Consider the following 25726-nt stretch of genomic DNA (forward strand, 5'->3'; position numbering starts at 1 on the left):
GCCATGAGCCTCGCCCGCGGCCGGCGCAGGGATACGCGCATCGACTATTGGCCGGGCTTCGTCGACGCCATGGCGACGTTGCTGCTGGTGATCATCTTCCTCCTGTCGGTGTTCATGCTCTCGCAGTTCTTCCTGACCCGCGAGATCACCGGCAAGGACACAGCCCTGTCGCGGCTCAATTCCCAAATCGCCGAGCTGACCGAGCTTCTGGCGCTCGAGCGCGCGGGCAAGCGCGAGGTCGAGGATCAGGTCGGTACGCTGCGTTCGAGCCTGACGGCGGTCGAGGGCGAAAAGGGCCGGCTGCAGGGGCTGCTCGAGCAACAGGCCGGCGCCGCCAGTTCGTCGAGCGGTGCGGTCGAGACGCTCGGCACCCAGCTCGACGACGAGAAGCGGGTCAGCGCGCGGGCGCTGGCGCAGGTCGAATTGCTGAACCAGCAGATCTCCGCGCTGCGCCGCCAGATCGCGGCCCTGGAGACGGCCCTGGACGCCTCCGAATCGCGCGACCGGGAGAGCCAGACCAAGATTTCCGACCTCGGCAAGCGGCTGAACGTGGCGCTGGCGCAGCGCGTCCAGGAACTGCAGCGCTACCGGTCGGACTTCTTCGGCCGCCTGCGCGAAATTCTCGGCAGCCGCTCCGACATCCGCGTGGTCGGCGACCGCTTCGTGTTCCAGTCCGAGGTGCTGTTCCCGGTCGGTCAGGAAACCATCAACGATGCCGGCCGGGCGGATCTCGACAAGCTCGCGCTGGCGATCCTGGAACTGGAGCGGCAGATCCCGACCGAGGTCGCCTGGACGCTCCGCGTCGACGGCCATACCGACGTGCGGCCGACCTCGTCGACCGGCCGCTTTCGCTCGAACTGGGAGCTTTCCGCCGCGCGCGCCATCTCGGTGGTGCGCTACCTGATCGACCGCGGCGTCTCGCCGAAACGGCTGGTCGCGGCCGGCTTCGGCGAGTACCAACCGCTCGAGGAGGGGGCGTCGGAAGAGATCTACGCCAAGAACCGGCGCATCGAGATCAGGATGACGGATCGCTGATGGACCACCGCAACACCCTGCGCGGCCTGTTCCCGTTCGACAGCGCCTACCTTCCCGAAATGGCCGATGTCTGGGTCGAGAGCTGGCAGCGCACCATGCCGTCGATCGATTTCGAGACCCGGCGCGGCTGGCTGGTCGATCACCTGATCGCGGCTGCCGACGCCGGGCAGACCATCCGCTGCGCCCTGGTCGAGACCGGAGAGATCGCCGGTTTCGTGCTGATCGACACGGCGACCGGCTATCTCGACCAGATCGTGGTCGGCTCGCCCTGGTGGGGCAAGGGCCTCGCCGAGGCCCTGCTCGACGAAGCGCGGCGGCTCGCACCCGGACGCATCGAGCTCGACGTGAACCAGGACAACCCGCGCGCCGTCGCCTTCTACATGCGCAACGGCTTCCAGGTCATCGCCGAGGGCATGAACGCGAAATCGGGCCTCGCCACGCTGAAGCTCGAATGGAAGGCCGCCGCGAGGGATGCGGGCCTGCTGTGAGGTTGGCGCTGCGCCCCTTCGCCAAGGCCGATCTGGAGCCCTCCTACGGGCTCTGGCGGCGGGCCTGGGCGGCGGCCGTGCCGAGTCTCGACATGGATGCGCTGGAGCCCGGCTGGCGGCACCAGTTCCCCGCTGAGTATCTGCCCGCCCGCATCGTGCTCGCCGCCGATCTCGATCGCGTGCTGGCCGGCTTCGCGATCTTCGATCCTGCCCGTTCCTGGCTCGATCAGTTGGTCGTCGACCCGGCCCGGCAGCGCGCCGGCGTCGGCCGCGCCCTGATGGGCGCGATCCGCGATCTCGAAGCCGGGCCGATCGAATTTCGCGTCATGCAGGCCAATGCCGGCGCCATCGCCTTCTACGAGCGGCTCGGCTGCGTGCGGCTCCGGCCCGATGCGAGTCCGACCACGGGCTGGCCGAGCTGGCGCTATGTCTGGCCGGCCGGGCGCCGCTGATCACGACCACCTGCCCGGCTTCGCCCGACCGACCGGCGGTTCCGTGGGCCCTCGGATCAGGCCTGATCCGGGGTGCGCTTCCCATCCGCCGCAAGAGCAGCCGCGCCGGTCTCGAACTGCAGCCGGGCGAGCCGGGCATAGAGGCCGCCGCGGGCGACGAGATCGTCGTGGCGCCCCTCCTCAACAACGCGACCGCCGTCGATGACCAGGATGCGGTCGCATTCGAGCACCGTCGCCAGACGATGGGCGATGACGATGGTCGTGCGGCCCTGCATCAGCCGGTCGAGTGCGGTCTGCACCAGCGTCTCGGATTCCGCATCGAGCGCGCTGGTAGCCTCGTCGAGCAGCAGGATCGGTGCATCCTTGAGGATGGCCCGGGCGATCGCGATGCGCTGGCGCTGGCCGCCCGACAGGGTGACACCGCGCTCGCCCACGAGGGTCTGATAGCCGTCCGGCATGGCGCGGACGAAATCGTCGACCAGAGCCGCCACGGCGGCCCGACGCACCTCCTCGTCGCTCGCCTCGGGCCGGCCGAAGCGGATATTCTCCATCACGGTGCCGGCCAGGATCACGGTGTCCTGCGGCACCACGGCGATGCGCTGGCGCAGGACGGCCGGATCGACCCGCGTCAGGTCGACGCCGTCGACCAGCACGCGACCCGAGCCGGGATCGTAGAAGCGCAGGAGCAGGTGGAACACGGTCGACTTGCCGGCCCCGGACGGACCGACCAGCGCAATGCGCTCGCCGGGCTCGGCGGCGAGCGACAGGCCGCTCAGCACCGGCCGTTCGGGCGCCGTCGGATAGGCGAAGCCGATCGCGTCCAGCGCCACCGCGCCGCGCCGCGGCGGCATAGGCTCCGGATCGGCCGGAGCGGCAACACTCGGGCGGACCTGGAGCAGTTCGGCAAGACGCTCGGCCGCGCCCGCCGCCTGGCTGATCTCGCCCCACACCTGACTGAGTTCGCCGAGCGCGCCCGCGGCGAAGACCGCATAGAGCACGAATTGCGACAGCGCGCCGGGCGTCAGCCGGCCGGCGAGCACGTCGGTGGCGCCGATCCAAAGCACCGTCACGACGCTGCCGAAGACCATGAAGATCGCCACGGCGGTCAGGATCGATCGCGCCGCTGTCGACGAGCGGGCAGCCTCGAAGGCGCGCTCGACGCCGCCCCGGAAGCGGCCGATTGCGGCCGTCTCGCCGGTGAAGGCCTGGACCTGTCGCACCGCGCCGATCGCCTCGGTGGCATAGGCGGTCGCCTCGGCGAGAGTATCCTGCGCGAGGCGCGACTTCCTGCGCACCCGCCGCCCGAAAGCGACCAGCGGCAGAACGATGAACGGGATCGCCAGGATGACGAGGCCGGAAAGCCTCGGACTGGTCACCACCATCATGGCGACCGCGCCGACGAACAGGAAGAAGTTGCGCAGCGCGATCGAGGCGGAGGCGCCGACCGCGGCCTTGATCTGGGTCGCATCGGCGGTCAGCCGCGAGACGATCTCGCCCGACATCGAGCGGTCGAAGAAGTCGGCCGAAAGCCGCATCACATGGGCGAAGACGTCGGCGCGCAGATCGGCGACGATGCGCTCGCCGAGCCAGGTGACGAGGTAGTAGCGGGCCGAACTGGCCGCCGCGAGTGCGCCTGCCACCACCAGCAGCATCAGGAAATAGCGGTCGATCAGCCCGGCATCGGCCCCGGTGAATCCATGGTCGATCATCCGCCGCACCGCGAGCGGAACCACCAGGGTGGCGACCGATGCCGCGGTCAGTGCCGCCAGGGCTTGGAGGATGCGGCTGCGATAGCGCCGCGCATAGGGGGCCAGCATCGCAAGCGGTCGCACCGACCGTGAGCGTGTCTCGGCCGCCGCCTTACTGTCAGTCCTCGCCACCAATCGTCTCCTCGCCGTCGCCGGCCCCGTCCGCCGGTTTGATGGCCCGTTCCGGCGGCATGTTCAAGTCGGTGATTGTCCGCGAACCGGCAAATCGGTTTCCGGCTGCCGCCCTTGCGGGATGCGGAAAACCGCCGCGGACCGCTTGCCCCGCGCGGCCCCTTCCGCTATAGCAGCGCCGACTGGATTTCGGGGCTGCGCGCCGACAGGCTCGCGGCCCTCGGATTTTGGGCTGCTTGCCGCAAGGGCGGCGGCCCGACGGCATGGTGGACGGTTCTCGCGGCCCTCGGGTCGTGGCGTCGTCCGAAGCCCGCGATCGGCATGGTGTGACGAAATCGTCCGCTCCGGCCTGCGGCTTGATTGGAACACGATTGGGACGACGGCTATGAAGCAGGGCATCCACCCCGACTACCACATGATCAAGGTCGTCATGACCGACGGCTCCGAGTACATGACCCGGTCGACCTATGGCAAGGAAGGCGACACGCTGAACCTTGACATCGACCCGCGGTCGCATCCGGCCTGGACCGGCGGCAACCAGCAGCTCCTGGATCGCGGCGGCCGCATCTCCAAGTTCAAGGACAAGTTCAAGGGCTTCGGCCTCTGAACATCCCGGATCCGCAAGGGTCCGACCTCGAAACCCCGGCTTCGGCCGGGGTTTTTTATTGTCCGTCTGCACGACCACCGAGGTAAATGAACGAGCTGATATATTGGTCCCGTCGTCCCTGAAGGAACGATTCGACCCAATTCGTTAAGTCGTCCGGTTTCGACCCCCATGAGCAGGCACCTTGATCCATTCTACAGCGCGAAGCTCCCGTTTGGACGGATTCATGCTGATATTGCAGATATCAAGATCAGGGCTGCGGCCCTTATCGATCAGCGCAACTTGGTGCCCATCCCTCAAAAAGATGCAGACACCGGGGAGTTGATTTATAAGGTCCGCATCGTTCAGGATGTTCCCGATGACATCGAGCGAGACGCGATACGGCATTTGACTGAAATCCGCAGTGCACTTGATAAGGCCATCAACGGGTGCGCAAAAATCCTTGGCTCCAGAAGCTTGAAGCACACTAACTTTCCTTTTGGGTACGCAGCAGGCGGGCTAAGAGCCTTTAAAAGCCAACTTTCGAATACCAGGGGGCCATGGCGCGGAATCCCAGATGAACTTCACGCCTATCTCTTGGAGTTGATGCCATTCCCGACAAGGGATGGAACTAGCGACGGCAATGATCTTTTGGCCTTGCTTGGTGAACTCTCGAATCCTGCCAAGCACGAGAACACGCTTTTCATTAGCATTCAGGTAAATGGCATCGGCATCACCAACATGTCGGGCGGCAGTTTCCATTTCCCCCGAATCCAGACAATCTGGAACGATGCTCATGATGAGTGTGAAGTTTTCAGATTGTTGCCTACGGATGGCCAAATGGAGTTCGTCATACCAACCCAAATATCGTTCAACTCGTCAGGCATATATTCCGATCGAGACTTCGCGGGATTGTTGAGTGATATGGCGCACATGGCTGAGAGAATCGTCCTGGGTGTTGAAGCCAAGACGACCGAAGTGCGCAAGGTAAGAAATTAGGGCGCTCATCTAGCCCCCCTTAAGCCCTTGGGAATAGGAAATATAAAAACGCTGGAAATTCTGTTGGGCAAGGCGCGCGTGCAGCCGGCAACGCGGAGCACCGGCGCGGGCGGTCAGTTGCCCGAACCGAAGACCTGATTGAGCTTGCCGATCTGGGCGAAGACCGGATTCGGCGCGGCCTCGCGTTCGCCGCCATAGATGGCCGCATCGAGCTTGCGGATGCGCTCCTGCAGGCGAACCGACCGTTCGATCAGCTGCTTCAGCATGTCGGGGACTTCGTCCCAGCCGGGACCGGTGCGCGCCGTGGTCGGGCCGTCGATGCGGACCTTGGACTTCTCCTGGCCGGCCTGGGCCTGGGTCATCTCGCCGTCGTTGACCGCGCGCTGCAGGAGAAGCCAAGAGGCGAGCTGCATCAGGCGCGTGGTCAGCCGCATGGATTCGGTCGCGTAGACGAGCGAGCCGGTCCGCGTCAGGTCGCGCGATTCAGAGCGTCCGGGACCGTCCAGATAGGCCGCCGTCTCCTCGACGAGCCCCATCCCCTCGCGGAACAGGGTTCGGAAGGTCTCCGAACCGGCGAATCGCTGGGCGAAATCGATCGTTCCAGTTCCAGCGCCGCCCCGATCATGGGTCGGGTTCCGGTCCATGCTTTCGCCCCGCGTCATGCCGACAACTCCCGCAACTCTAGCCTCTTCCGAGGCCGAACGGAACAGCGCCCGTCTCATGCGGCAGGACTAGCAGGCCGGATGCCAGAAGGCGCCGCGCGGCACGCGGCCGTCCACCGAAATCGGCGTTGGGGTTAACGCTTCGTTACAAAATACCAAAGTGCTCAAAAAAACGAGCCGTGGCGGGCACGGCTCGAAGAAAGTACAGGGAGGCGTCAAAAAGAGGAGTGGATAGGAGCCACTCGGGTCCGGGACTTCCGGACCAGACGATCATGCATCGTAAACCTTAACGAAGCGTAAATCGGGACGCCTCGGTGTGGGAGCTGATCCAAATCGGCACAGGGGACACTCCCAAAAAGTTTGCACCCAAACAATCCCACCATGCCTCGCTTCCGACACGATCCGGGCCGAACTGACCGGCGGTTCCGGCGCCAGCCCGGCCCGCCGACGACAGCGGCGGAGCGATGAGCGCCGGATGAACCGAGACTTAAGCCGGCATAAAGCCGACACGCCCTAGGATGGGTGCAAGTGGAAGAAAGAGTTGAGAGGATCATTCCAATGGAACCCGTGAGTGCCGAGCGTCGCGACGCCCTCTTTGCCAAGCTGTCGGTCGATGAGATGACCCGGCTGATCGCCGACCGCGTCGCCGTGCTGCCGACCGTCCGGCGCGTCACGATGGCCGACGAAGGCGCGATCGAGGTCGACCTGGTCGGCGGCAAGCAGATCGAGGTGCAGACCATCCCGGTCGCCCGCGCCTTCAACGCCTCAATGGTCGAGCGCCAGCACGCTCTGGACGAACTCCTGAAGCGCTGCGCCTGAGGGCGGGACATCAGGCCTCGACGAGATGAGTCGGTCGGGGCCATTCGGTCATGTTGCATCGTCGCAACATAGCTTCAAACGGCTCATCATCCCTGTCGAAGTGTCAGGACACTCAAGCTCGGCCACGTTAGCTTGAGTTCCGTTGCGGCACAAAAAATCGAGGGGGAGACAGTCATGTACAGAAGGGGTTTGACCGCCATTGCGATGCTGGTGGGCGCGATGAGCGTTGCGTCGGCGGTGGAATTCCGTGCGGCGGCCCCGACCGCGGAGTCGATGGTCGCGACCTATGGATGGACCGGCTTCACCGTCGGCGCCAACGCCGGCTACGGAATGTCGCGTCGCCAGCTCCATGTCGTCGATGCGGATCCGACCTACTTCCCGGCTTTCGACGGGGGCGAGACCATGCCCCATCGCGGCAGCAGCTTCGCCGGCGGGCTGTCGGTCGGATACGACAAGCAGTTCGGATCCGTGGTGATGGGGGCCTTCGCATCCCTGTCCGGCCTGTCGGCTTCCGATCGGACCTGGTCCAGGAACGCATGCTGCGGGTCGGCGGACGACCGCTTTGACACCAAGCTGTCGGCGCTCGGGATCGTCGGCCTGCGCGCCGGCTACGCCATCGACCGGACCCTCGTCTATGCCACCGGCGGTGCGGCCTTCGGCCGGATGAGCTTCGACCTGACCGATGACAACAAGTACCCCAACGGCTCGGTCAATGTCGGCTCGCCGACGGGACAGAAGTCCGCCACGCGCTGGCTGACCGGCTACACGATCGGTGGTGGCTTCGAGTATGCGGTTCTGTCGAACGTGATTGTCGGCTTCGACTACAAGTATGTCGACTTCGGCAGCGAGCGCTGGAACATGTCGACGAATTCCTACGACGGTTCCGGCAATCTGCAGGGCAAGGCCAAATACGTGATCGATACGCGCAACAATATCGCGCAAACGGTCGGCGTCGCGGTCAAGTACAAGTTCGGCGGCATGTGAGGCGGACGAGGTGTGGCGGGCCGGCCTGCGCCTGTCGCATCGCGCCGGCCAGTGACGGAACGACCCGGCTGATGTCTTGAAAGTGCAGCGACAAGAACGGCCCGAGGTTTGCGCCCCGGGCCGTTTCTCGTTTCGCAACATGTTACTCATGCGACCTGCAGACCGCTACACCCCGATGCCGCGCGCGCGGATGGCGTTCTCGATCTCCTCCAGGATGGCCGGATCGTCGATCGTCGCCGGCATGTTCCACGGCTCGTGATCGGCGATCTTCTGCATGGTGCCGCGCAGGATCTTGCCCGAACGCGTCTTGGGCAGGCGCTCGACCTTGATCGCCAGCTTGAAGGCCGCCACCGGCCCGATCTTGTCGCGCACCAGCTTGACCAGTTCCTTCTCGATCGCCTCGGCATCCTTGCTGACGCCCGACTTCAGCACCACGAAGCCGCAGGGGATCTGCCCCTTCATCTCGTCATGGATGCCGATCACCGCGCATTCGGCGACATCCGGATGCGAGGCCAGCACCTCCTCCATGCCGCCGGTCGAAAGCCGGTGCCCGGCGACGTTGATGATGTCGTCGGTGCGCGCCATGATGAACAGGTAGCCGTCCGCATCGCGGAAGCCGGCATCGGCGGTCTTGTAGTAGCCGGGGAACTCGTCGAGATAGGCCGACCGGAAGCGCGCGTCGGCATTCCACAGCGTCGGCAGGCAGCCCGGAGGCAGCGGCAGACGGGCGACGATGTTGCCGAGCGTGCCCGGCGCGACCTCATGGCCGGCATCGTCGAGGATGCGGATGTCCCAGCCCGGCATCGGCACGGTCGGTGAACCGTATTTGATCGGCAGCAGGCCGAGCCCGACCGGGTTGCCGGCGATGGTCCAGCCGGTCTCGGTCTGCCACCAGTGATCGACGACCGGGATCTTGAGCATGGTCTCGGCCCACTGGACCGTGTCCGGATCGGCGCGCTCGCCGGCCAGGAACAGGGTCCGCAGGCCGGACAGGTCGTATTTGGCGAGGTAGGTCCCGTTCGGATCCTCCTTCTTGATCGCCCGGAACGCGGTCGGCGCGGTGAAGAAGGCCGCGACCTTGTGCTCGGAGATCACGCGCCAGAAGGTGCCCGGGTCGGGCGTGCCGACGGGCTTGCCCTCGAACACGATGGTGGTCGCGCCGAACAGGAGCGGCGCATAGACGATGTAGGAATGGCCGACCACCCAGCCGACATCCGAGGCGGCCCAATAGACCTCGCCGGGCGCGACGCCGTAGATGTTGCGCATCGACCAGACCAGCGCGACCATGTGGCCGCCATTGTCGCGCACCACGCCCTTCGGCTGGCCGGTCGTGCCGGAGGTGTAGAGGATATAGAGCGGATCGGTCGCGGCGACCGGCGTGCACGGGACGGCGCGGCCGGCATTGGCGGCCATCGCGGCGCCGAGATCGTGGTCGCGGCCGGGCTTCAGCGCCGCGGCGACCTGCGGGCGCTGCAGCACGAAGACGGCTTCCGGCTTGTGGCCGGCGATCTCGATCGCCTCGTCGATCAGCGGCTTGTAGGCGATCACGCGGTTCGGCTCGATGCCGCAGGAGGCCGAAATGATGGCCTTCGGCTTGGCGTCGTCGATGCGCGTGGCCAGTTCGCGGGACGCGAAGCCGCCGAAGACCACCGAATGGATCGCGCCGATCCGGGCGCAGGCGAGCATCGCCACCGCGGCTTCCGGGATCATCGGCATGTAGACGATGACCACGTCGCCCTTGCCGATGCCGGCATCGACCAGCGTCGCCGCCAGGGCCTGCACGCTGACGAGCAGTTCGGCATAGCTGATCCGGGCCTTGGTGCCGGTCAGGGGGCTGTCGTAGATGATCGCCGCCTGCGCGCCGCGGCCGGCCGCCACGTGCCGGTCGACCGCATTGTGACAGGTGTTGCATTCGGCCCCGACGAACCAGCGCCCGTACACGCCGGCTTGCGGATCGAAGGCCTTGTCCCAGGGCTTGAACCAGTCGAGTTCCGCGGCAGCGGCGGCCCAGAAGCCCTCCGGGTCAGACTGCCACTGGCCATAGACATCGTTGTAGCGGCTCACCATCGTGTCATCCTCCCGACCCGCGCCCCCTCCGAGGGCCGCGTACTCTTGTTACGCCCCATAGGAAGCCGCAATCAGCCATTTGGCTATCCCGCGGCCGCATCCGTGCCATTCCGGAGCCGTCCGGCAGTTCCGAACCCGGCGCCGTTGCCCGTCTTCGGCAGAAGGGATAGACCCGGGCGCCGGGCGGCCGTCCTGTTCGGCCGCCGGCATTCCGGCCGACCTGCCGGCTCGAGGATCGTCGCGTGACCGAACCACCCTCCCGCGAACCCGAGACTCGGCGGACGGGCGCCGCGCCCTTCGTGCTGTGCCTGCATCTCGGCGCCCATCGCACCGGCACGACCCTCGTGCAGAACCGGATCGCCGCACTCCACGGCCGGCTCGGCGGCGAACGCTTCGTCTTCGTCCAGAACCAGGACCTGAAGGGCCAGCCCTGGGCCTTCTGGTGCCGCGGCCGCAAGGTCGAGGCCGACCCGGACGCCGATTTCGAGCGCCACCTGGCAGTGTGGCGGAAGAACGGACGCATCCTCCTGATCTCGGCGGAGGATTTCATCGGCACCACCGCCATGTTCGACGGTCGCGGCCTCTACCCTGAAGCCGGAACGCGGATCCGACGGCTGATGCGCCTCGCCTCCGCCCATCCGGAGATCGACGTCCGGCTTCTGATGCACATCCGCAGAACCCCCGATTTCCTCGCTTCCTGCCTGGCTCAGGAAGCCGCCAAGGGCCGGCGCGCCCGGCTGCGCGATCCGTCGCGGATCGATCCGGCCGGGTTCCGCTGGGCCGATCTCGTCGCGCGCATCGAGGCGGCCGCCGGGCAGCCGCTGGTGCTGCGCGATTTCGCCGATCTGCCGCGCCTGGGCGGGCGTGCCTACACCACCGATCTCCTGGCCGCCTTCGGGCTGCCAAATCCGACGCGACTGCAGAGCCTGGGGCCGCTCGGCGGTGCCGTCGACGCTCTGCCAGCGCGGATCGCGGACCGCATTCCGGGCCTCGGCCCCTGGCGACGGCCGAATGCCTCGCTCTCGACGCGCGGCGTGGCGCTGGCCGACGCCATGCGGTCCCATGTCGACGCGCAGACCTGGGCGCATGTGGTGCGTCCCTTTCTGAGCCGGCACTTCTCCGCCCGCACCGGCGAGCCGGCCGTCACGCTCGACCCGTCCCTGGCCGCGGCACTCGACGAGACGTGGGCGTCGGATCGGGCCGGTCTCGCCGACCGCCTTGCCGCGCGCCATCCACCGATCCGGAGCATCGCCCGCCCGTGACCGCTCAAGCTGTGACCGCCGATCTCCTGTTCTATCTCTTGGCCATCCCGGCCGCCGCGCTGGTCGGCGGGTCCAAGGGCGGCGTGCCGATGGTCGGGATGCTGGCGGTGCCGCTGCTGACGCTGGTCGTGCCGCCGATCCAGGCGGTCGGCATGCTGCTGCCGATCTACGTGGTCTCCGACATGTTCGGGTTGTGGGTCTATCGCCACGCCTTCGACCGCCGCAACCTCGCGATCCTGATCCCGGCCGGGATCGCCGGCGTCGGCGTCGGCTGGGCGACGGCGTCGCTGGTCTCGGAAGCCGCCGTCACGCTGATGCTCGGCCTGATCGGCCTCGCCTTCTGCCTGGACCGCTGGCTCCGCCCGGCCACGCTGGAGAGGAAGCCGGCCGACGTGCCGCGCGGCATTTTCTGGGGCATGCTGACCGGCTTCACCAGCTTCGTGTCGCATGCCGGCAGCCCGCCCTACCAATGGTACGTGCTGCCGCAGCGGCTCGACAAATATGTCTATGCCGGCACGACGACGATCCTGTTCGCGGTCATCAACCTGACCAAGCTGGCCCCCTTCTGGATGCTCGGGCAGCTCAATCTCGGCAGCCTGGAAACCGCCCTGACGCTCGCCCCGGCGGCCGTGATCGCCACCTTCGCCGGCGCCCGCGTGGTCAAGATGATCCCCGAGGGCGCCTTCTTCCGCCTGGTCGAGTTCGGCCTCTTTGCGATCTCCCTGAAACTGATCTGGGACGGCGCCCACGCGCTCGCCGGGTGAGAGCCGCATTCGCCCCATTGCGGCTTGCCTTGTGCCGACGGGCGGGGTCTATTCCCGGCCAAACGATGCGATGGGAGCGCCCGATGGCTGCGGAAACGAACTGGTATGCGATCGATCTCGACAAGAATCCGGCCAATTTCCAGCCCCTGACGCCGCTGAGCTTCCTGGAACGCTCCGCCAAGGTGTTTCCCGATCGCATTGCCATCATCCACGGCAAGGCCCGCACGAGCTATGCCGAGCTCTATGCCCGGTCCCGCCGGCTCGCCTCCGCGCTGGCCGCGCGCGGCATCGGCAAAGGCGATACCGTCTCGGTGATGCTGTCCAACACGCCGCCCATGCTGGAGGCCCACTACGGCGTGCCGATGTGCGGGGCGGTGCTGAACACGCTCAACACCCGGCTCGACGCGCCGATCATCGCCTTCTCGCTCGATCATGCCGAGACCCGGGTGCTGATCACCGACCGCGAATTCTCCAAGGTGGTCGCCGAGGCGCTCGCGCTCGCCAAGCACAAGCCGATCGTGATCGACTATGACGATCTGGAATTCCCGCAGACCGGCGCGCGACTCGGCGAGATCGACTACGAGGCCTTCCTGGCCGGCGGCGATCCCGACTACGACTGGCAGATGCCGGCCGACGAGTGGGATGCCATCTCGCTCAACTACACTTCCGGCACCACCGGCAACCCGAAAGGCGTCGTCTACCATCATCGCGGTGCCGCGCTGCTTGCGCAGGGCAACGTGATCACCGCCTCGATGCGCAAGCATCCGGTCTATCTCTGGACCCTGCCGATGTTCCACTGCAACGGCTGGTGCTTCACCTGGTCGCTGTCGGTGGTCGCCGGCACCCATGTCTGCCTGCGCTGGGTGCGGGCCGGCGCGATCTGGGAGGCGCTTGCCGAACATGGCGTGACGCATCTGTGCGGCGCGCCGATCGTCATGTCGACGCTGCTCAACGCGCCCGCCGCAGAGAAGCGCACGCTCTCCAACACCGTCGAATTCTACACCGCCGCCGCGCCGCCGCCGGAGGCGGTGCTCGCCGCCATGGCCGAGGCCGGCTTCAACGTGACCCATCTCTACGGGCTGACGGAAACCTACGGCCCCGCAGTGGTCAACGACTGGAAATCCGAGTGGGACGCGCTCGACGGCGCCGCCCGGGCCGGCAAGAAGGCGCGTCAGGGCGTGCGCTATGCCGCGCTCGAGGCGCTCACCGTGATGGATCCCGAGACCATGACCCCCGTTCCGGCCGACGGCCAGACCATGGGCGAGGTCATGTTCCGCGGCAACGTCGTGATGAAGGGCTACCTCCGCAACAAGAAGGCGACCGACGACGCCTTCGCGGGCGGCTGGTTCCATTCCGGCGATCTCGGCGTGATCCATCCCGACGGCTACATCCAGCTGAAGGACCGCTCCAAGGACATCATCATCTCCGGTGGCGAGAACATCTCGTCGATCGAGGTCGAGGACGCGCTCTACAAGCATCCGGCCGTGCAGGCCGCCGCCGTCGTGGCGCGCCCGGACGAGAAATGGGGCGAGACGCCCTGCGCCTTCGTCGAACTGAAGCCGAATGCGGAGACCACCGCCGACGACATCATGCAGTGGTGCCGGCAGCATCTCGCCGCCTTCAAATGCCCGCGCACGGTGGTGTTCACCGAACTGCCCAAGACCTCCACCGGCAAGGTGCAGAAGTTCCGCCTGCGCGAGATGGCCAAGGCCTTGTGACGCATCGCGGCGGGGCGGTCGCGGGCCTGGCCGCAACCGATCGCCCCTCTGCCCGGCGCCGCAGGATCGATATCCAGACCCACGCTGCGGCTCCGCCGGGCCGCCGCTGCGGATCGGTGGCGCCGGCCGTATCGCGCCGCTGGCCGTGGGTTGTCGTCCGTTCGCCGGTCATCGCTGCGCGAAGAGCGCACGCCCGGTGACCGTTCGAGACGTCGGCATGGCTCCGACGGCCCATGCCTCGACGGGCCCGTCAAATCGCCATCCGCTGACGGCGACCACAGGCTCGCATCCGGCGGCGATCCGGCCCCGCGCTGCCCGTTGACATGACGACGCACAGCCGCTCCGGAGGGCCCGGCCGGCAATGACCGGACAACGCTCCGCAAACGGCCGCGCATGATCTCTCGGTCAGAGAGCTGCGAACGATCCTGATGATGGTTCGAACGTTCGATCGATGAGGGTTGAAGCGTTCACAATGCCCTGATCGCACCGAGCAGGTCCCAAGGGCCCGACCGCCGAGAGAACAGGTGTACCCGAACGGAGGGATGAGCCGCCCAAGACCGGGATGCCGGCCGTATACGGCCCTCGCCTGCACCGACCACGAGCCCGGCGATCCTCGCCGTCCGGGCTCGACACTGCGTCCTGAAGGAATTGTTCCGCTTTGACCCGACCTTCGGATTGACCGAGCGATCGTCCGGTTCAGAGCCTTCAGGATTCGATATCGGGCAACCGACGGTCGCCGATCGGCATCGTCAGTGGACCGTGACGCCGATCCTCAGTCGATTGATTTCATCCTTCAGCAGCAGCTTGCGCCGCTTGAGGTCCGCGATTTCCAGGGAATCGGAGCTGGGATGGGTCATGGCGTCGCGCAATTCGGTCTCAAGAGCCTGATGGCGGCGCTTCAACTCTGCAAGATGCGATTCGATGGACATGCTGTAAGCCTCCCATGTTCGCAGGACTTGACGAAGCGAGCATGACACAACGCGTCAGGCCCGCAAGGTTGGATGTGGGGTTTTTTCGCCGGCGCACCACCCCGTCCCCGAAAATTCGTGGTTCACGAATCGCTAACGTCGCGGCGCCCTGGCTGGCGCGATCGGAGTCCCCTTTTTTCAACGGCCGGGTTATGATGTTTCATATGTCGAGCCGCCTCCCAGAAGGGGACGCGGTGGGCCGCCGCACCGGTTCCGTGGATCTGTGACACGGGCGCCGGCCGAGCCGGCGGCCGGATCGGCAGGAGCGCCGGACGGCCCGACTTCTCGCGCCGTCCGAAGGGGTTGGCAGGCACGGAAGACCGGAAAGACGCGGCGCGCAGATGACCGACGAGGAAGAAGAGGATGTCCGCCGGGAACTCGGGCGGCTCCGGCAGGAACACCGCGATCTCGACACGGCCATCGATGCCCTGGTGGTGACCGCCCGCGGCGACCATCTCACCATTCAGCGGCTCAAGAAGCGCAAGCTGTCGATCCGGGATCGCATCCAGCACCTTGAGGATCGGCTGGTTCCGGACATCATCGCCTGAGGACGGGCGATCGCCGGCCGGCCTCGGTCCCGAACGGCATCCGGGACCGGCAGCGCGACCTCGGGGGCCTGTTCGCCCACCGCGGCGCCTTGCCGCCACTTCGGCGATTGTCTATAGAGCGCGCTTTCCGGGCCTTGGGGCCTTTCGGGGGTGACGATGGCCGAGAAAGCGCCGCCCGTGGCGATCATCATGGGCAGTCAATCCGACTGGGATTGCATGCGCCACACGGCCGAGACGCTCGACGCGCTCGGCATCGCCCATCACGCCCGGATCGTCTCCGCCCATCGGACTCCGGACCGCCTCTATCGCTTCGCCAAGGGCGCCAAGCAGGCCGGCTACAAGGTGATCATCGCCGGGGCCGGGGGCGCCGCCCACCTGCCCGGCATGACCGCCGCGCTGACGCCGCTGCCGGTCTTCGGCGTTCCGGTCGAATCCCGCGTCCTGAAGGGCGTCGACAGCCTGCATTCCATCGTCCAGATGCCGGCCGGCATCCCCGTCGGCACGCTGGCGATCGGCAAGGCCGGCGCCGTGAATGCCGCGCTTCTGGCTGCGGCCGTGCTGGCGCTCGGCGACGAGGCACTGGCGGATCGGCTCGATGCCTGGCGCGCCCGCCAGACCGAAGCCGTCGCCGATCTGCCGGTCGACCTCGCATGACCCGCCCGGCCGCATCTGCCGGCGCCCTCCGGATCGGTATTCTCGGTGGCGGGCAGCTCGGTCGCATGATGGCCTTGGCGGCCGCACGCCTGGGCATCGCCACCCGCATCCTGTGCCCCGACCCGAAGAGCCCGGCCTTCGACGTGACCTCCGACATCGTGGTCGCCGACTACGAAGACGAGGCCGCGCTGACCCGCTTCGCCGAGGGCCTGGATGCCGTCACCTACGAGTTCGAGAATGTTCCGGCCGCCACCGCTGCCTTCCTGGCTGCGCGCGTCCCGGTCCGCCCCGGTACCCGGGCACTCGCCATCGCGCAGGACCGTCTGCCGGAGAAGACCTTCCTGGCCGAATGCGGCATCCCGACCGCTCCGTTCCGGGCCGTCGACGACCGCCCCGGGCTCGAGGCCGCGCTCGGCGAGATCGGCTATCCGGCCGTTCTGAAGACGCGGCGCATGGGCTACGACGGCAAGGGCCAAGCCAAGATCGCTCGCCCCGAGGATGCCGACGCGGCCTTCGCGGCGATGAAGGGCGCACCCGCAATTCTCGAGGGCTGGGTGCCCTTCTCGCGCGAGATCTCGGTCCTGACCGTGCGCGGTCTCGACGGCAGCCTCGCCTCGTTCGACATCCCGGAGAACGAGCACCGCGACCATATTCTCAAGTATTCGCGCGTGCCGGCGCGGCTCAATGCCGGCACAGCGGCGGGAGCGCGCGCCATCGGCGAGACCGTGGCGGCGCAGCTCGACTATGTCGGCGTGCTGGCGGTCGAGCTCTTCGTGGTCGAGGCCGATGGCCGGGAGCGGCTGGTCGCCAACGAGATCGCGCCGCGGGTGCACAATTCCGGCCATTGGACCGAGACCGCCTGCGTCGTCTCGCAGTTCGAGGCGCATATGCGCGCGGTCGCCGGCCTGCCGATCGGCGATCTTGCCCGCCATTCCGACGTGGTGATGGAGAATCTGATCGGCGACGATGTGGCCCGCATGGCGGCGATTCTCGCCGAACCGGGCGCCAGCCTGCATCTCTACGGCAAGCACGAGGTGCGGGCCGGCCGCAAGATGGGCCACGTCAACCGCATCGCGCCGCGCCGGTGACCCGCCCAAGGCCGGGGCGGCTCGGCCGGTCGTTAATGCCGGTGGACAGAGCCGGCGGACTCTGGTAGCAAGTCCTGGATTTCGAGCGACGCGAAAGCGGCGCCGGGACGTCTATTACCGAGCAATTGGCCCTCAACGGTCCTTTGCCCGAATGACAGCCCAACGAAATCGGCAACCCGGTGCCAGACCCGAGACACCCGCCGGATCGACGGCGGGCGGCGATCGCGGGTGACCGGCGGAACGAAACCCGTTCCCGAAGCGACTTCTGACCGGTGCGGCTCGCCGCCGCTCTGGCAAAGGCGTCCGGCCGGTTTTCCGGCGGGTCGCGACCATTCAACCGCGTCCTGATCGGGTCACCGCTCGGGATGGAAACGATCACGGTCCCGCCGGGACCGAGCAAAGACAAGGGATCCGACGCGTGCAGGTTCTCGTTCGCGACAACAATGTCGACCAGGCTCTGAAGGCGCTGAAGAAGAAGATGCAGCGTGAGGGCATCTTCCGTGAGATGAAGCTCCGCGGCCATTACGAGAAGCCCTCCGAGAAGAAGGCCCGCGAGCGGGCCGAGGCGGTTCGTCGCGCGCGCAAGCTGGCCCGCAAGCGCGCCCAGCGCGAAGGCCTGATCCCCGGCAAGCCGGCCGTCACCCCGGCTCCGGGCAAGCGCTGACGCCGCAAGGCCGGCACATCATCGGACCGGCATGGACCATGCCGGCCGAACGCTCGGCGTTCCGATGTCGTCGGCACGGCGGCCATTCAGACACGCCGATGGGCGTGCGGGCGGGCGTCAGGCTGATGTCCGTTTCGCATCCGAGTCGTGGCAGCGCCTTGCCGCTGCGATTTGGTCATGGCGACACCGCGGCGCGTCCCCTATCGATCTTGGCCGCGCCGGCATCAGCCGTCGGCGCGGTCTTGCTTTTCGGGGCGGGGAATTCGATTCCGCCGGCTTGCTCCCGGCAGTCGCCCCCGCTTCGCGACGAGACGCACGTCCGTCGAAAGGCTGGCTGCAGCGGTTTTCGATTTGCCAGCCGCGACCGGGCAAGTACGCTCCCTGTCTGCCGGATTGCGATTTCGGGCCGGATCGACACAATCGCCCCACGCCCGACATGATCCTCTGGTCCGTTCAGCCCCCACGGGCTACACCCGAGAGACGCCATGCCCCGATCTGAGAGCCCCGTGACGCGAATTGGCCCTTCCAGCGGCTGCAACCCGACTGGTCCCGTGCCGGATGGTGCAATCGGCATCCGCACCGGTTGGGCGCGGCGCGCCAAGGCCTTCGGCATTGTCCTGGCGGCACCCCTCCTGCTGACCGGCTGTATTTCCGGGCCGGGCTTCGGCGGGTCCGGCGTGATCTCGACCGTTCCGGGTGCGGAGAGCGATCCGGGCTCGGTCGCCGGCGCCCAGGCCAATATCGCCTCGCTGTCCGAAGTGGTCCGCGCCAATCCGCGCGACGCCGGCGCGCTCAACGTGCGCGGCACCGCCTATGCACGCGCAGGGGCCAACAGCGAGGCGCTGCAGGATTTCTCCAACGCCATCACGATCGACCCGCGCCTCTATCAGGCCTATGCCAATCGCGCCCTGGTGCTGCGCCGGCTCGGCAAGCTCGATCTCGCCATTGCCGACTTCACGCGTGCGATCGAGATCAATCCGAACTACGATCAGGCCTATGTCGGCCGCGCCAACGTCTACCGCCAGACCAATCGCGCCGATCTCGCGCTGGCGGATTTCGCAGCCGCCATCCAGATCAACGGCCAGAATCCGGGCGCCTATCATGACCGCGGACTGATCTACCAGCTGCGCGGCGACCATCAGGCGGCGATCAACGATTTCTCGGCGGCCATCGAGCGCGACGCCACGGCGCCGGAACCCTGGAACGGGCGCGGCCTGTCCAAGCTTGCGACCGGCGATTCCAAGGGCGCGCTGGACGATTTCAATGCCGCACTGAATCTCAACAAGAACTATGCCGATGCCTGGCTCAATCGCGGCATGGTGCAGGAGCAGCTCGGCAATCGCGACGACGCCCGCGCTGCCTGCCAACGCGCCCTGTCGCTGTCGCCGGGCTCGGCGGTAGCCCGGGCCTGCGTCCAGCGCACCGGCGGCGTGGCGGGCTGAGGCCCGCCGCCGCGGACGGCTTCCGTCTGCGCGGTCAATTCGCGGCAAGCCTGCCGGAGCGGACCTCGGCATTCCCCTTTGCCGACAGCACCAGCACCAGCGCGTCCGGACCCACGGCCATGCGCTCGGCATCGAGCGAGCGCACCGAACCGGTGACATAGGCATCGGCCGACAGCTGCCGGGTCATGGCCTTGCCGGCCTTGGTGAGAGCCGCCGCGTGCAGCGCCGTGAAATCATATTCAAGGCTCTCGCGCAGGATCGCCTTGACCGGGTCCGCCCGCAGGATCGCGGCCAGCAGGTCGACCGGCGCGTTGTCGGTGCTGCTGAAGACGTCGAACTCGGCGAGCGATACTCGCTTGCGTTGATTGTCGAAGGTCACCGCAGCGGTCAGCCAGATCGTTCCCCTTGTATCGAAGAGGGTGGACGGGGCATCCGCGTCGAGCGTCACGCCGACGGCCAGACGCCGCGCCGTGGTTTGATGGATCTGCACTTTCCTGAAAGTCACCGCCACCGTGCCGACCTGGGGAACTTCGATGTCGCGTCGGGTTCCGACCTTGAGGGCCTTCTCGGCCAGGGTGGCGAGAGCCGGAAAATCGGCCGTGACCGGGACCGAGAAGGCGAAGCCCGGTTCCGGCACGGACTTCTGCAACGTCGGCAGGGGCGTCGGCTCGGCGGCGGCGGGCCGCTCGCCGACGAAGGTCGCCGAATCCCCCGTCAGCATGATGTTCGTGGTCAGGTTTCGCCCCTCGATGCGCAGGCCGTCGAAACCGACGCTGCGCGGCGCAAGGCGCAGCCAGATATCGGGGGCGTTGCCGATTTGCACCACCGCATGCGCCGCCCGCCATCCCCGCTCGGCCATTGCCCGGACATCAACCTTGGCCAGCAGCTCGGGTATCTTCGCCTTGAACGACTCGATCGCCTCCCGGATCTTCGGATCGACCTTGCTGGCGAAGGTGATGCGGAAGCCGAGCACGTCGACGCCGATGCGGTCGGTCCAGGCATAATCGGCTTCGACCGTGGCGGTCGGGGTCCAGTCGCCGCCGATATCCGCCTTGACCGACGCCGATGCGGTGACCGAACCGGTCGCGGTCTCGCGGATATGCTTGCCGATGTCGCCGCGGCCCCGCACCCGGATGGTGGCGGAGACCGGCAGGGTGACGGCGATCCGGTCGCCCTGGCCCGCCGCGACCGCGATGGTGCCGCGATCGACCGCGCCGTCGATATGGCAGTCGATCTCGGGCGAGACCTTGGTCTTGAACCGCTTGGCGCAGCCACCGTTGAACGGGTTCGGAACGATGCACTCGTCGACCCACTTGGCCGGAACGCAGGCATTCCGGTCCTCGTCGACGGCATGGAGGCGCGACGGGACCTGCTGGTTCAGCTTCGCCTGCAGATCGTCCAGCGAGATCGTGACCGGGACCACGAGCGCGGACGTGCCGGACGGCAGATCCTCGCGTTCCGTCGTGACGGGCGGACCATGGTAGGTCGCCTGCGCCGCGCGCCAATAGCCGTAGGCCACGCCCGTAACCGCAATCGCGGCGATCAGGATCGCCGCCCGCCGTATCGGAAACCTGCCTCCGACCGACATGGGATCGTTCTCCCTTCACGGCGCCGACCTGTCGGGGACCGGCCCCGCCGCACCGGCGGGACCGTGCGGATGCGCATCCGATCACGCCGCATCGCTTCGCCAAGGCCGGCACGGAGCTCGACCATGCCGCAAAGGAATCGGACCTGGAAGGGGCATGCGACGCGTCGTATCGGCCGGGATGGCGTCAAACGCCCCCCGCTTGCAGATCCATCCTGCCGCAATCAAGAGAAATGTCCAGCGGCGACGCTTCGCCCGGGCGCCGAGGCACGGGACGGGGCCCCTGTCGGCGCCTCCCCTGCCCGGCAATCCGATCGCCCCGTCAGCGGCCCGAGACGAGGTAGGAGACGATCGAGGCCCGCAGGGCGTCGTCGGCGCTGCCTTCGTATTTCATGGTTCCGCCCGGCACGACGGCTTTCGGATTGCGGATATAGGCGTCGATCCGGGCCGCGCTCCAGGGCGTGCCGTTGGCCTTCATGGCATCCGAATAGTTGGCGAAGCCGGCGGCCGTTCCGGGCTTGCGGCCGATCACACCGGCGAGGCTAGGCCCCTTCTTGTTCTTGCCCGGCGTGACGGAATGGCAATCGCCGCATTCCTGATCGAAGGCCGATGCGCCGCTGGCATGGGCAGCCGTCGGCACGCCGAGGAGGCCGGGTCCGGCCGCGACGAGACTGCCGGCCAGGACGAGAGATGCGATGCGACCCATGATGCGTCTCCGAATGTGAGATCTGAAGTCCGTGATGGGATCCGCCGGTCGGCGGGCGGCCCCGAGACCCGGTCGCCCGCGGCGGCCGGGGCGCTTGCGCGGCGTATCCGTCAGAAGGCCGTCCAGACGAAGCCCATCAGGGTGTTGTTGTCGCTGGCGTGCCGGGTCGTTCCGTCGAACTTGTTGTAGGCGGTGTATTGCACGCCGACGCGGACATTGGCCCAGGGCGCGCCCCAGCTCGTTTCCTTGCCGAAGGGCGACCAGTCGACCTGGAGCATCAGGCCGCTATTGTCCGGCTTGCCGGTCGGGGCATAGAGCAGCTTGTCGGTCGAGCCCCAGGTGTTGAAATACTTGGCGGTCAGGCCGTAGGTCTTGTCGAAGGTGTAGGAGCCGGTGACGTTGAACTGCTCCATGGTCTGCGCCGCATGGGCCGCCGCCCCGCTGCGCACCGAGCCGTCCAGCTGTTGCATCTCGTGGATGAACGAGGTCGCGACGGTGAAGACATGGGTGCGATCGCCGAGATACTGGTAGGCGAGGTCGGCCCCGATATCGCGGTAATGGTCGGCCCGGCCGCGCTGGCCGAACACGCCGAGATCCGCGCTCATCGCGACGATGCCGAGCGAGACCGCCTGCGAGCGCATGTCCTTGAACCAGGCCAGCCGTCCGTAGGGTGCCCCGCCGATCAGACGGCTGCCGGGATCAGTCGGGTCGATCAGGTTGACGGCCTGAAGGAAGCCGCGGCTGAGCCCGCCATAGCCGCCGGCCTCGGCATAAAGGCCGTTGTCGATCGACGCATAGGCGGTCGCGCCGATCACCCGGCCTTCCAGTCCGCCGTCGAGCAGCGGCGCATGGGCGGGCGACGGCGCCAGATCGGAGGTCACGAAGGGATAGCGCCAGGCCGGCAGCGTGTTGAAGGGATCCTGGATGGTTGGGTTGTTGTTGATCGAGAGCCCGAAGGTGGTGTTGCGATCGAGCAGGGTGGCGTCGAAGGTGATGCGCAGGTCGACATTGTCGAGCACCAGCTTGCGGTCGATGCCCGAATAGGTGACCTGGGCGAAGGCACCGACATGGTCCATCAGCTTGCCGGCCACGAAGGCCGACAGTTCCTGCACGGCCGCATTGTCGTTGGTCGAGAAGCGCGCCGGCGGCGGTGACTGGTTCGCCTGGGTATGGGTGAAGGTACCGACCGCCATGCCGGAGAGCGGGATCTTGGTATCCTCGCCATTGGTCTCGGTATAGCCGCCGATCTTGAACCGGACGCCGTAGGGCGTCAGCTGCGGCCCGAAGGCGCCGACATGGCAGGTGGCGCATTCCTGGCCGGTCTGCCGGGAATAGCTCGGCACGGCCTGGGCCGGATCGGTCGTCACCCAGGCGAGGAGACCGACGAGCGCTGCGAGCAGGCCCGCGCGACGGCGCGACGATGCGGCACGGAAGGCGAGAAACGGCGACAAGGCGATTTCCTCCGATGAGGCCGCAGGGGCGGCGCCGGATGGGACGGGCTCGGGGCGGCGGATTGGGGCGGTCACCGGGGGGCCGTCGTGGGCCGGGTGGGACGCGCGGAACCGACGGAGGGCAGCATGGCCTGCAGCACGCCGTCGCGGCGGACGAAGCCGTGCCACAGCGCGGCGGCGACATGCAGGGCGGCGAGGCCGAGCAACAGCCAGGCGGCGCTCGGGTGCCAGATTTCGAGCAGGTCGGCGAGATCGCGGTCGCGTCCGGTCAGAGGCGGCAGGACGACGAGGCCGAACAGGCTGGCGGCCTTGCCGGAGGCGTTGGTGAGCAGCCAGCCGAGCACCGGCACGAGCAGGGTCAGGCCATAGAGGAGGCCATGGACCAGGGCCGCCGCCTGCCGGCTCCAGCGGTCGAGACCGGCATGTTCGACGCCGCCGACCACCAGCCGGATCGCGACCCGCGCCACAACGAGGATCAGGACGGTGGCGCCCAGGCTGCGGTGCAGGTCGAGCAGGCTGCGGTCGAGCGCAACATCGTCGACGAGGTCGCGGGCCAGTACGGCCGCCAGGGCCAGCACGAGCGTGACGGCGGTCGCCCAGTGCAGAACGCGCAGGGGGGGCGCGTAGTGGGCATCGGCCGAGATCGGCGCGCGCTCGGGGCGGTGGGCAATCAGGCTGTCGGTCACGGTCGCTCCGGGGTTCGAGTCGTGCCGCGACCATGGGTTCGATGCGCTGTCCGCGTCCTTTCCGTCGCCGTCAGGGTGTCGAAAGCTGGCCGTCGTGAAATCGGCGGATTGACCCGCTCTGAAGGCTGCGCACAAACGGGGGCTGAGCCTTGCGGATCCTGACGGTCGAAGACGATGCGGTGGTGGCGGCGGGTCTCGTCGAGGCCTTCACCCGCGGCGGGTATCAGGTCGATCACGCCAACTCGGCGGAAACGGCGATCGAGGCGCTGGCCACGACGCAATACGACCTGGCGGTGATCGATATCGGCCTGCCGCGGATGAACGGCCGCGACCTGATCCGCCACATCCGCATGAAGGGCCTCGCGCTGCCGGTGCTGATCCTGTCCGCCCACGACGCGCTCGAAGAGCGGGTGCGCGGGCTCGACCTCGGCGCCGACGACTATATGGTGAAGCCGTTCCAGCTGCCCGAACTGCTGGCGCGGGCCCGCGCGCTGATCCGGCGCAGCCAGGCGGTGTCGAGCTCGGAAATCCGCATCGGCGGCCTCAACATCGACCTCGGCCGGCGCAGCGCCGATGCCGGCGGGGTGGCGATCGACCTGACCGGACGGGAATGGGACATCCTGCAGCAGCTCGCCCTGACCTGTCCGAAGGTCGTGCCGAAGCAGAAGATGGTCGAGAGCCTGAGCGACTGGGGCAACGAGCTGACCCCGAACGCCATCGAGATCTATGTCTCCCGGCTGCGCGCCAAGCTGCAGAATTGCGGCATCGCGATCCGCACCATCCGCGGGCTCGGATACCGCCTCGATGAACTGGCCTGAGGCGTACCGGGCCGGCACCAGCCTGCGCCGCCGGCTGCTCGTGCTTCTGCTGGCGCCGCTCCTCCTGCTGGCGCTGATCAGCGGCCTGATCGACTATCGCATCGCCAGTTCCACCGCCGAGACGGCCTTCGACCACGGCCTTGCCGACGACGCCCTCGCGCTCGCCTCGCGCGTCGCCCTGCGCAACGGCGACCTGACCGTCGACCTGCCGCCGGCCGCCGAGGCCATCCTCAGAACCGACAGCGAGGATGCCGAGTTCCTGGCCGTGCGCGGGCCGGACGGGCGGCTCCTCGGCGGCGACGCCGACCTGCTGCCGGATGCGGTCGAACCCGGCCGCGGCCCCGTGCTCGCCGATGTCGTCATGCGCGGCCTGCCGGTGCGCAAGGCAAGCTATGCGCTCGCCACCGCGGCCGGCCCGATCACCGTCGCCTTCGCGGAAACCACCAACAAGCGCGACGAGGCCCGCTCGCGCATTCTGGCCGCGCTCATGATCCCCAACGTGCTGATCCTGATCGCGACCTTCGTTCTGGTCCATTTCGGCATCGCCGCCGGCCTGGCGCCGCTCAACGCCCTGTCGCGGGCGATCGAGGAGACGCCGCGCACCGACATCCGGCCGCTCGACGGCGCCGACGTGCCCCAGGAGGCCGCACCACTGGTGGCCGCGATCAACCGCCTGCTCGACGATCTCGCCGCCTCCGCGGCCGCCCAGCGCGCCTTCCTGTCCAATGCGGCGCATCAGTTGCGCACGCCGCTCGCCGGCCTGCAGACCCAGCTGGAATTGGCCGCCCAGGATCTGCCACCCGCCCACCGCAGCAAGATCACGCGCCTCGTCGAGGCGACCGGGCGCATCGCCCGGCTCGCCGGCCAGCTGCTGGCACTGGCCCGCTCGGCACCGGAGGCCAGCGCCGGCCATCCGGTCGAAACCATCGACCTCGCCACCGTGATCGCCGAGCACGGCTCCGACTGGTACGACCGGGCCCTGGCGCGCCGGGTCGAACTGGAGTTCGAGGCCGCGCCGGCGCTGCTGATCGGGTCGGCCTGGCTGATCGGCGAACTGGCCGGCAACCTGATCGACAATGCCGTCGCCTATGCCGGCCCGGAGGCGCGCGTGGTGATCCGCTCGGGCGTCGGCCCGCTCGGCGAGGCCTTCCTGGAGGTCGAGGATGACGGCCCCGGCGTGCCGGCCGCGGAGCGGGAGCGCATCTTCGAGCGCTTCTATCGCGCCGAGGGCCAGACCGCGCCCGGCACGGGCCTCGGCCTCGCCATCGTCAAGGAGGTCGCCGACCGGCACGGCGCGACCGTCAGCCTGCGCTCTCGCCCGGACGTCCCCGGCTGCCTGGTGCGCGTGACCTTCCCGGTCCCGCCGAAGCCATCCGCCGCCGCCGCGGAGCGCCCACGATAAA

General features: G+C 67.8%; 25 protein-coding genes. 17 read left to right on the forward strand and 8 right to left on the reverse strand.

The window, feature by feature from the left end; genetic code table 11:
* The first annotated feature begins 3 nt into the window (after nucleotides 1–3).
* From KL771_RS05130 to KL771_RS05140, 3 genes are read left to right on the forward strand one after another with little or no spacing between them, the layout of a single operon-like run.
* A complete protein-coding gene (locus KL771_RS05130) occupies nucleotides 4–1035 on the forward strand; it encodes a peptidoglycan -binding protein (RefSeq protein WP_261967467.1) in 1032 nt (343 codons plus the stop codon).
* Nucleotides 1035–1523 (forward strand): GNAT family N-acetyltransferase, encoded by a 489-nt coding sequence (locus tag KL771_RS05135; protein WP_261967468.1) that lies wholly within the window; start codon nucleotides 1035–1037, stop codon nucleotides 1521–1523. The genes KL771_RS05130 and KL771_RS05135 overlap by 1 nt, the downstream gene beginning before the upstream one ends.
* Entirely contained in the window at nucleotides 1520–1975 is a 456-nt protein-coding gene (locus KL771_RS05140) for a GNAT family N-acetyltransferase (RefSeq protein WP_261967469.1), read from the forward strand. Before KL771_RS05135 ends, KL771_RS05140 begins: the two co-directional genes overlap by 4 nt.
* A gap of 56 nt (nucleotides 1976–2031) precedes the next feature.
* Here the strand turns inward: KL771_RS05140 and KL771_RS05145 are convergent, their stop codons facing one another.
* Nucleotides 2032–3858, reverse strand: a complete 1827-nt coding sequence (locus KL771_RS05145; protein WP_390866529.1) for an ABC transporter transmembrane domain-containing protein — start codon at nucleotides 3856–3858, stop codon at nucleotides 2032–2034.
* Between the two features lie 382 nt (nucleotides 3859–4240).
* Between KL771_RS05145 and rpmE the strand changes: the two genes are divergently transcribed.
* Nucleotides 4241–4462, forward strand: a complete 222-nt coding sequence (rpmE, locus tag KL771_RS05150; RefSeq protein WP_261967471.1) for a 50S ribosomal protein L31 — start codon at nucleotides 4241–4243, stop codon at nucleotides 4460–4462.
* A gap of 168 nt (nucleotides 4463–4630) precedes the next feature.
* Nucleotides 4631–5437: a hypothetical protein gene (locus KL771_RS05155; protein ID WP_261967472.1), complete on the forward strand. Its 807-nt coding sequence runs from the start codon at nucleotides 4631–4633 to the stop codon at nucleotides 5435–5437.
* A gap of 113 nt (nucleotides 5438–5550) precedes the next feature.
* Here the strand turns inward: KL771_RS05155 and rcdA are convergent, their stop codons facing one another.
* Nucleotides 5551–6099, reverse strand: a complete 549-nt coding sequence (gene rcdA / locus KL771_RS05160) for a protease adaptor protein RcdA (RefSeq protein WP_276557188.1) — start codon at nucleotides 6097–6099, stop codon at nucleotides 5551–5553.
* Nucleotides 6100–6657: 558 nt separating this feature from the next.
* Here rcdA and KL771_RS05165 point away from each other — a divergent pair.
* Together KL771_RS05165 and KL771_RS05170 are read left to right on the forward strand one after the other, a co-directional pair.
* Entirely contained in the window at nucleotides 6658–6918 is a 261-nt protein-coding gene (locus tag KL771_RS05165) for a hypothetical protein (RefSeq protein WP_261967473.1), read from the forward strand.
* A 174-nt stretch (nucleotides 6919–7092) separates the two neighbouring features.
* The gene (locus KL771_RS05170; RefSeq protein ID WP_261967474.1) at nucleotides 7093–7902 is read left to right on the forward strand and encodes an outer membrane protein; all 810 of its coding nucleotides are present in this window, start codon (nucleotides 7093–7095) and stop codon (nucleotides 7900–7902) included.
* Nucleotides 7903–8067: 165 nt separating this feature from the next.
* On the opposite strand, the gene KL771_RS05175 is transcribed toward KL771_RS05170, so the two are convergent.
* Complete coding sequence (locus KL771_RS05175; RefSeq protein WP_261967475.1) at nucleotides 8068–9969, reverse strand: propionyl-CoA synthetase; 1902 nt, start codon at nucleotides 9967–9969, stop codon at nucleotides 8068–8070.
* A gap of 242 nt (nucleotides 9970–10211) precedes the next feature.
* Here KL771_RS05175 and KL771_RS05180 point away from each other — a divergent pair, with 242 nt between their 5' ends.
* The 3 genes from KL771_RS05180 (at nucleotide 10212) to KL771_RS05190 (ending at nucleotide 13713) form a co-directional block, all read left to right on the forward strand.
* The gene (locus KL771_RS05180) at nucleotides 10212–11231 is read left to right on the forward strand and encodes a hypothetical protein (RefSeq protein WP_261967476.1); all 1020 of its coding nucleotides are present in this window, start codon (nucleotides 10212–10214) and stop codon (nucleotides 11229–11231) included.
* Nucleotides 11228–11995: a sulfite exporter TauE/SafE family protein gene (locus KL771_RS05185; RefSeq protein WP_261967477.1), complete on the forward strand. Its 768-nt coding sequence runs from the start codon at nucleotides 11228–11230 to the stop codon at nucleotides 11993–11995. The genes KL771_RS05180 and KL771_RS05185 overlap by 4 nt, the downstream gene beginning before the upstream one ends.
* Nucleotides 11996–12078: 83 nt before the next feature.
* A complete protein-coding gene (locus KL771_RS05190; protein ID WP_261967478.1) occupies nucleotides 12079–13713 on the forward strand; it encodes an acyl-CoA synthetase in 1635 nt (544 codons plus the stop codon).
* A gap of 749 nt (nucleotides 13714–14462) precedes the next feature.
* On the opposite strand, the gene KL771_RS05195 is transcribed toward KL771_RS05190, so the two are convergent.
* Nucleotides 14463–14642, reverse strand: coding sequence for a YdcH family protein (locus KL771_RS05195; protein ID WP_261967479.1), 180 nt, complete (start codon nucleotides 14640–14642; stop codon nucleotides 14463–14465).
* 380 nt (nucleotides 14643–15022) lie between these two features.
* Here KL771_RS05195 and KL771_RS05200 point away from each other — a divergent pair, with 380 nt between their 5' ends.
* From KL771_RS05200 to KL771_RS05220, 5 genes are all read left to right on the forward strand, one after another.
* The gene (locus KL771_RS05200) at nucleotides 15023–15229 is read left to right on the forward strand and encodes a YdcH family protein (protein WP_054358361.1); all 207 of its coding nucleotides are present in this window, start codon (nucleotides 15023–15025) and stop codon (nucleotides 15227–15229) included.
* Between the two features lie 156 nt (nucleotides 15230–15385).
* A complete protein-coding gene (gene purE, locus KL771_RS05205) occupies nucleotides 15386–15883 on the forward strand; it encodes a 5-(carboxyamino)imidazole ribonucleotide mutase (protein ID WP_261967480.1) in 498 nt (165 codons plus the stop codon).
* Complete coding sequence (locus KL771_RS05210; RefSeq protein ID WP_261967481.1) at nucleotides 15880–16971, forward strand: 5-(carboxyamino)imidazole ribonucleotide synthase; 1092 nt, start codon at nucleotides 15880–15882, stop codon at nucleotides 16969–16971. The genes purE and KL771_RS05210 overlap by 4 nt, the downstream gene beginning before the upstream one ends.
* Before the next feature lie 418 nt (nucleotides 16972–17389).
* Nucleotides 17390–17635, forward strand: coding sequence for a 30S ribosomal protein S21 (rpsU, locus tag KL771_RS05215; protein ID WP_054358363.1), 246 nt, complete (start codon nucleotides 17390–17392; stop codon nucleotides 17633–17635).
* Between the two features lie 551 nt (nucleotides 17636–18186).
* On the forward strand, nucleotides 18187–19077 hold the full coding sequence (locus KL771_RS05220; RefSeq protein WP_261967482.1) for a tetratricopeptide repeat protein: 891 nt from the start codon (nucleotides 18187–18189) through the stop codon (nucleotides 19075–19077).
* A 34-nt stretch (nucleotides 19078–19111) separates the two neighbouring features.
* On the opposite strand, the gene KL771_RS05225 is transcribed toward KL771_RS05220, so the two are convergent.
* From KL771_RS05225 to KL771_RS05240, 4 genes are all read right to left on the reverse strand, one after another.
* Nucleotides 19112–20665, reverse strand: coding sequence for a DUF4403 family protein (locus KL771_RS05225; RefSeq protein ID WP_261967483.1), 1554 nt, complete (start codon nucleotides 20663–20665; stop codon nucleotides 19112–19114).
* A gap of 319 nt (nucleotides 20666–20984) precedes the next feature.
* On the reverse strand, nucleotides 20985–21368 hold the full coding sequence (locus tag KL771_RS05230; RefSeq protein ID WP_261967484.1) for a c-type cytochrome: 384 nt from the start codon (nucleotides 21366–21368) through the stop codon (nucleotides 20985–20987).
* A gap of 110 nt (nucleotides 21369–21478) precedes the next feature.
* Entirely contained in the window at nucleotides 21479–22819 is a 1341-nt protein-coding gene (locus KL771_RS05235) for a hypothetical protein (protein WP_261967485.1), read from the reverse strand.
* A gap of 71 nt (nucleotides 22820–22890) precedes the next feature.
* Nucleotides 22891–23505: a cytochrome b gene (locus tag KL771_RS05240; protein WP_261967486.1), complete on the reverse strand. Its 615-nt coding sequence runs from the start codon at nucleotides 23503–23505 to the stop codon at nucleotides 22891–22893.
* Between the two features lie 149 nt (nucleotides 23506–23654).
* On the opposite strand from KL771_RS05240, the gene KL771_RS05245 reads away from it, so the two are divergent.
* Both KL771_RS05245 and KL771_RS05250 read left to right on the forward strand, forming a co-directional pair.
* Nucleotides 23655–24323 carry a response regulator gene (locus KL771_RS05245; RefSeq protein WP_261967487.1) on the forward strand — a complete coding sequence of 223 codons (669 nt, stop codon included), beginning with the start codon at nucleotides 23655–23657 and terminating at the stop codon, nucleotides 24321–24323.
* Nucleotides 24310–25725 carry a sensor histidine kinase gene (locus KL771_RS05250; RefSeq protein WP_261967488.1) on the forward strand — a complete coding sequence of 472 codons (1416 nt, stop codon included), beginning with the start codon at nucleotides 24310–24312 and terminating at the stop codon, nucleotides 25723–25725. The genes KL771_RS05245 and KL771_RS05250 overlap by 14 nt, the downstream gene beginning before the upstream one ends.
* Nucleotide 25726 lies beyond the last annotated feature (1 nt).

It is taken from the genome of Prosthecodimorpha staleyi (assembly GCF_018729455.1).
GTDB classification, from domain to species: domain Bacteria; phylum Pseudomonadota; class Alphaproteobacteria; order Rhizobiales; family Ancalomicrobiaceae; genus Prosthecodimorpha; species Prosthecodimorpha staleyi.

Coding starts and splice junctions, on each gene's coding strand:
- KL771_RS05250 (WP_261967488.1), top strand. CDS start 24,310: ATGAACTGGCCTGAGGCGTACCGGGCCGGCACCAGCCTGCGCCGCCGG.
- KL771_RS05210 (WP_261967481.1), top strand. CDS start 15,880: ATGACCCGCCCGGCCGCATCTGCCGGCGCCCTCCGGATCGGTATTCTC.
- KL771_RS05190 (WP_261967478.1), top strand. CDS start 12,079: ATGGCTGCGGAAACGAACTGGTATGCGATCGATCTCGACAAGAATCCG.
- KL771_RS05195 (WP_261967479.1), bottom strand. CDS start 14,642: ATGTCCATCGAATCGCATCTTGCAGAGTTGAAGCGCCGCCATCAGGCT.
- purE (WP_261967480.1), top strand. CDS start 15,386: ATGGCCGAGAAAGCGCCGCCCGTGGCGATCATCATGGGCAGTCAATCC.
- KL771_RS05130 (WP_261967467.1), top strand. CDS start 4: ATGAGCCTCGCCCGCGGCCGGCGCAGGGATACGCGCATCGACTATTGG.
- KL771_RS05175 (WP_261967475.1), bottom strand. CDS start 9,969: ATGGTGAGCCGCTACAACGATGTCTATGGCCAGTGGCAGTCTGACCCG.
- rcdA (WP_276557188.1), bottom strand. CDS start 6,099: ATGACGCGGGGCGAAAGCATGGACCGGAACCCGACCCATGATCGGGGC.
- KL771_RS05200 (WP_054358361.1), top strand. CDS start 15,023: ATGACCGACGAGGAAGAAGAGGATGTCCGCCGGGAACTCGGGCGGCTC.
- KL771_RS05165 (WP_261967473.1), top strand. CDS start 6,658: ATGGAACCCGTGAGTGCCGAGCGTCGCGACGCCCTCTTTGCCAAGCTG.
- KL771_RS05170 (WP_261967474.1), top strand. CDS start 7,093: ATGTACAGAAGGGGTTTGACCGCCATTGCGATGCTGGTGGGCGCGATG.
- rpmE (WP_261967471.1), top strand. CDS start 4,241: ATGAAGCAGGGCATCCACCCCGACTACCACATGATCAAGGTCGTCATG.
- KL771_RS05225 (WP_261967483.1), bottom strand. CDS start 20,665: ATGTCGGTCGGAGGCAGGTTTCCGATACGGCGGGCGGCGATCCTGATC.
- KL771_RS05135 (WP_261967468.1), top strand. CDS start 1,035: ATGGACCACCGCAACACCCTGCGCGGCCTGTTCCCGTTCGACAGCGCC.
- KL771_RS05230 (WP_261967484.1), bottom strand. CDS start 21,368: ATGGGTCGCATCGCATCTCTCGTCCTGGCCGGCAGTCTCGTCGCGGCC.
- KL771_RS05155 (WP_261967472.1), top strand. CDS start 4,631: ATGAGCAGGCACCTTGATCCATTCTACAGCGCGAAGCTCCCGTTTGGA.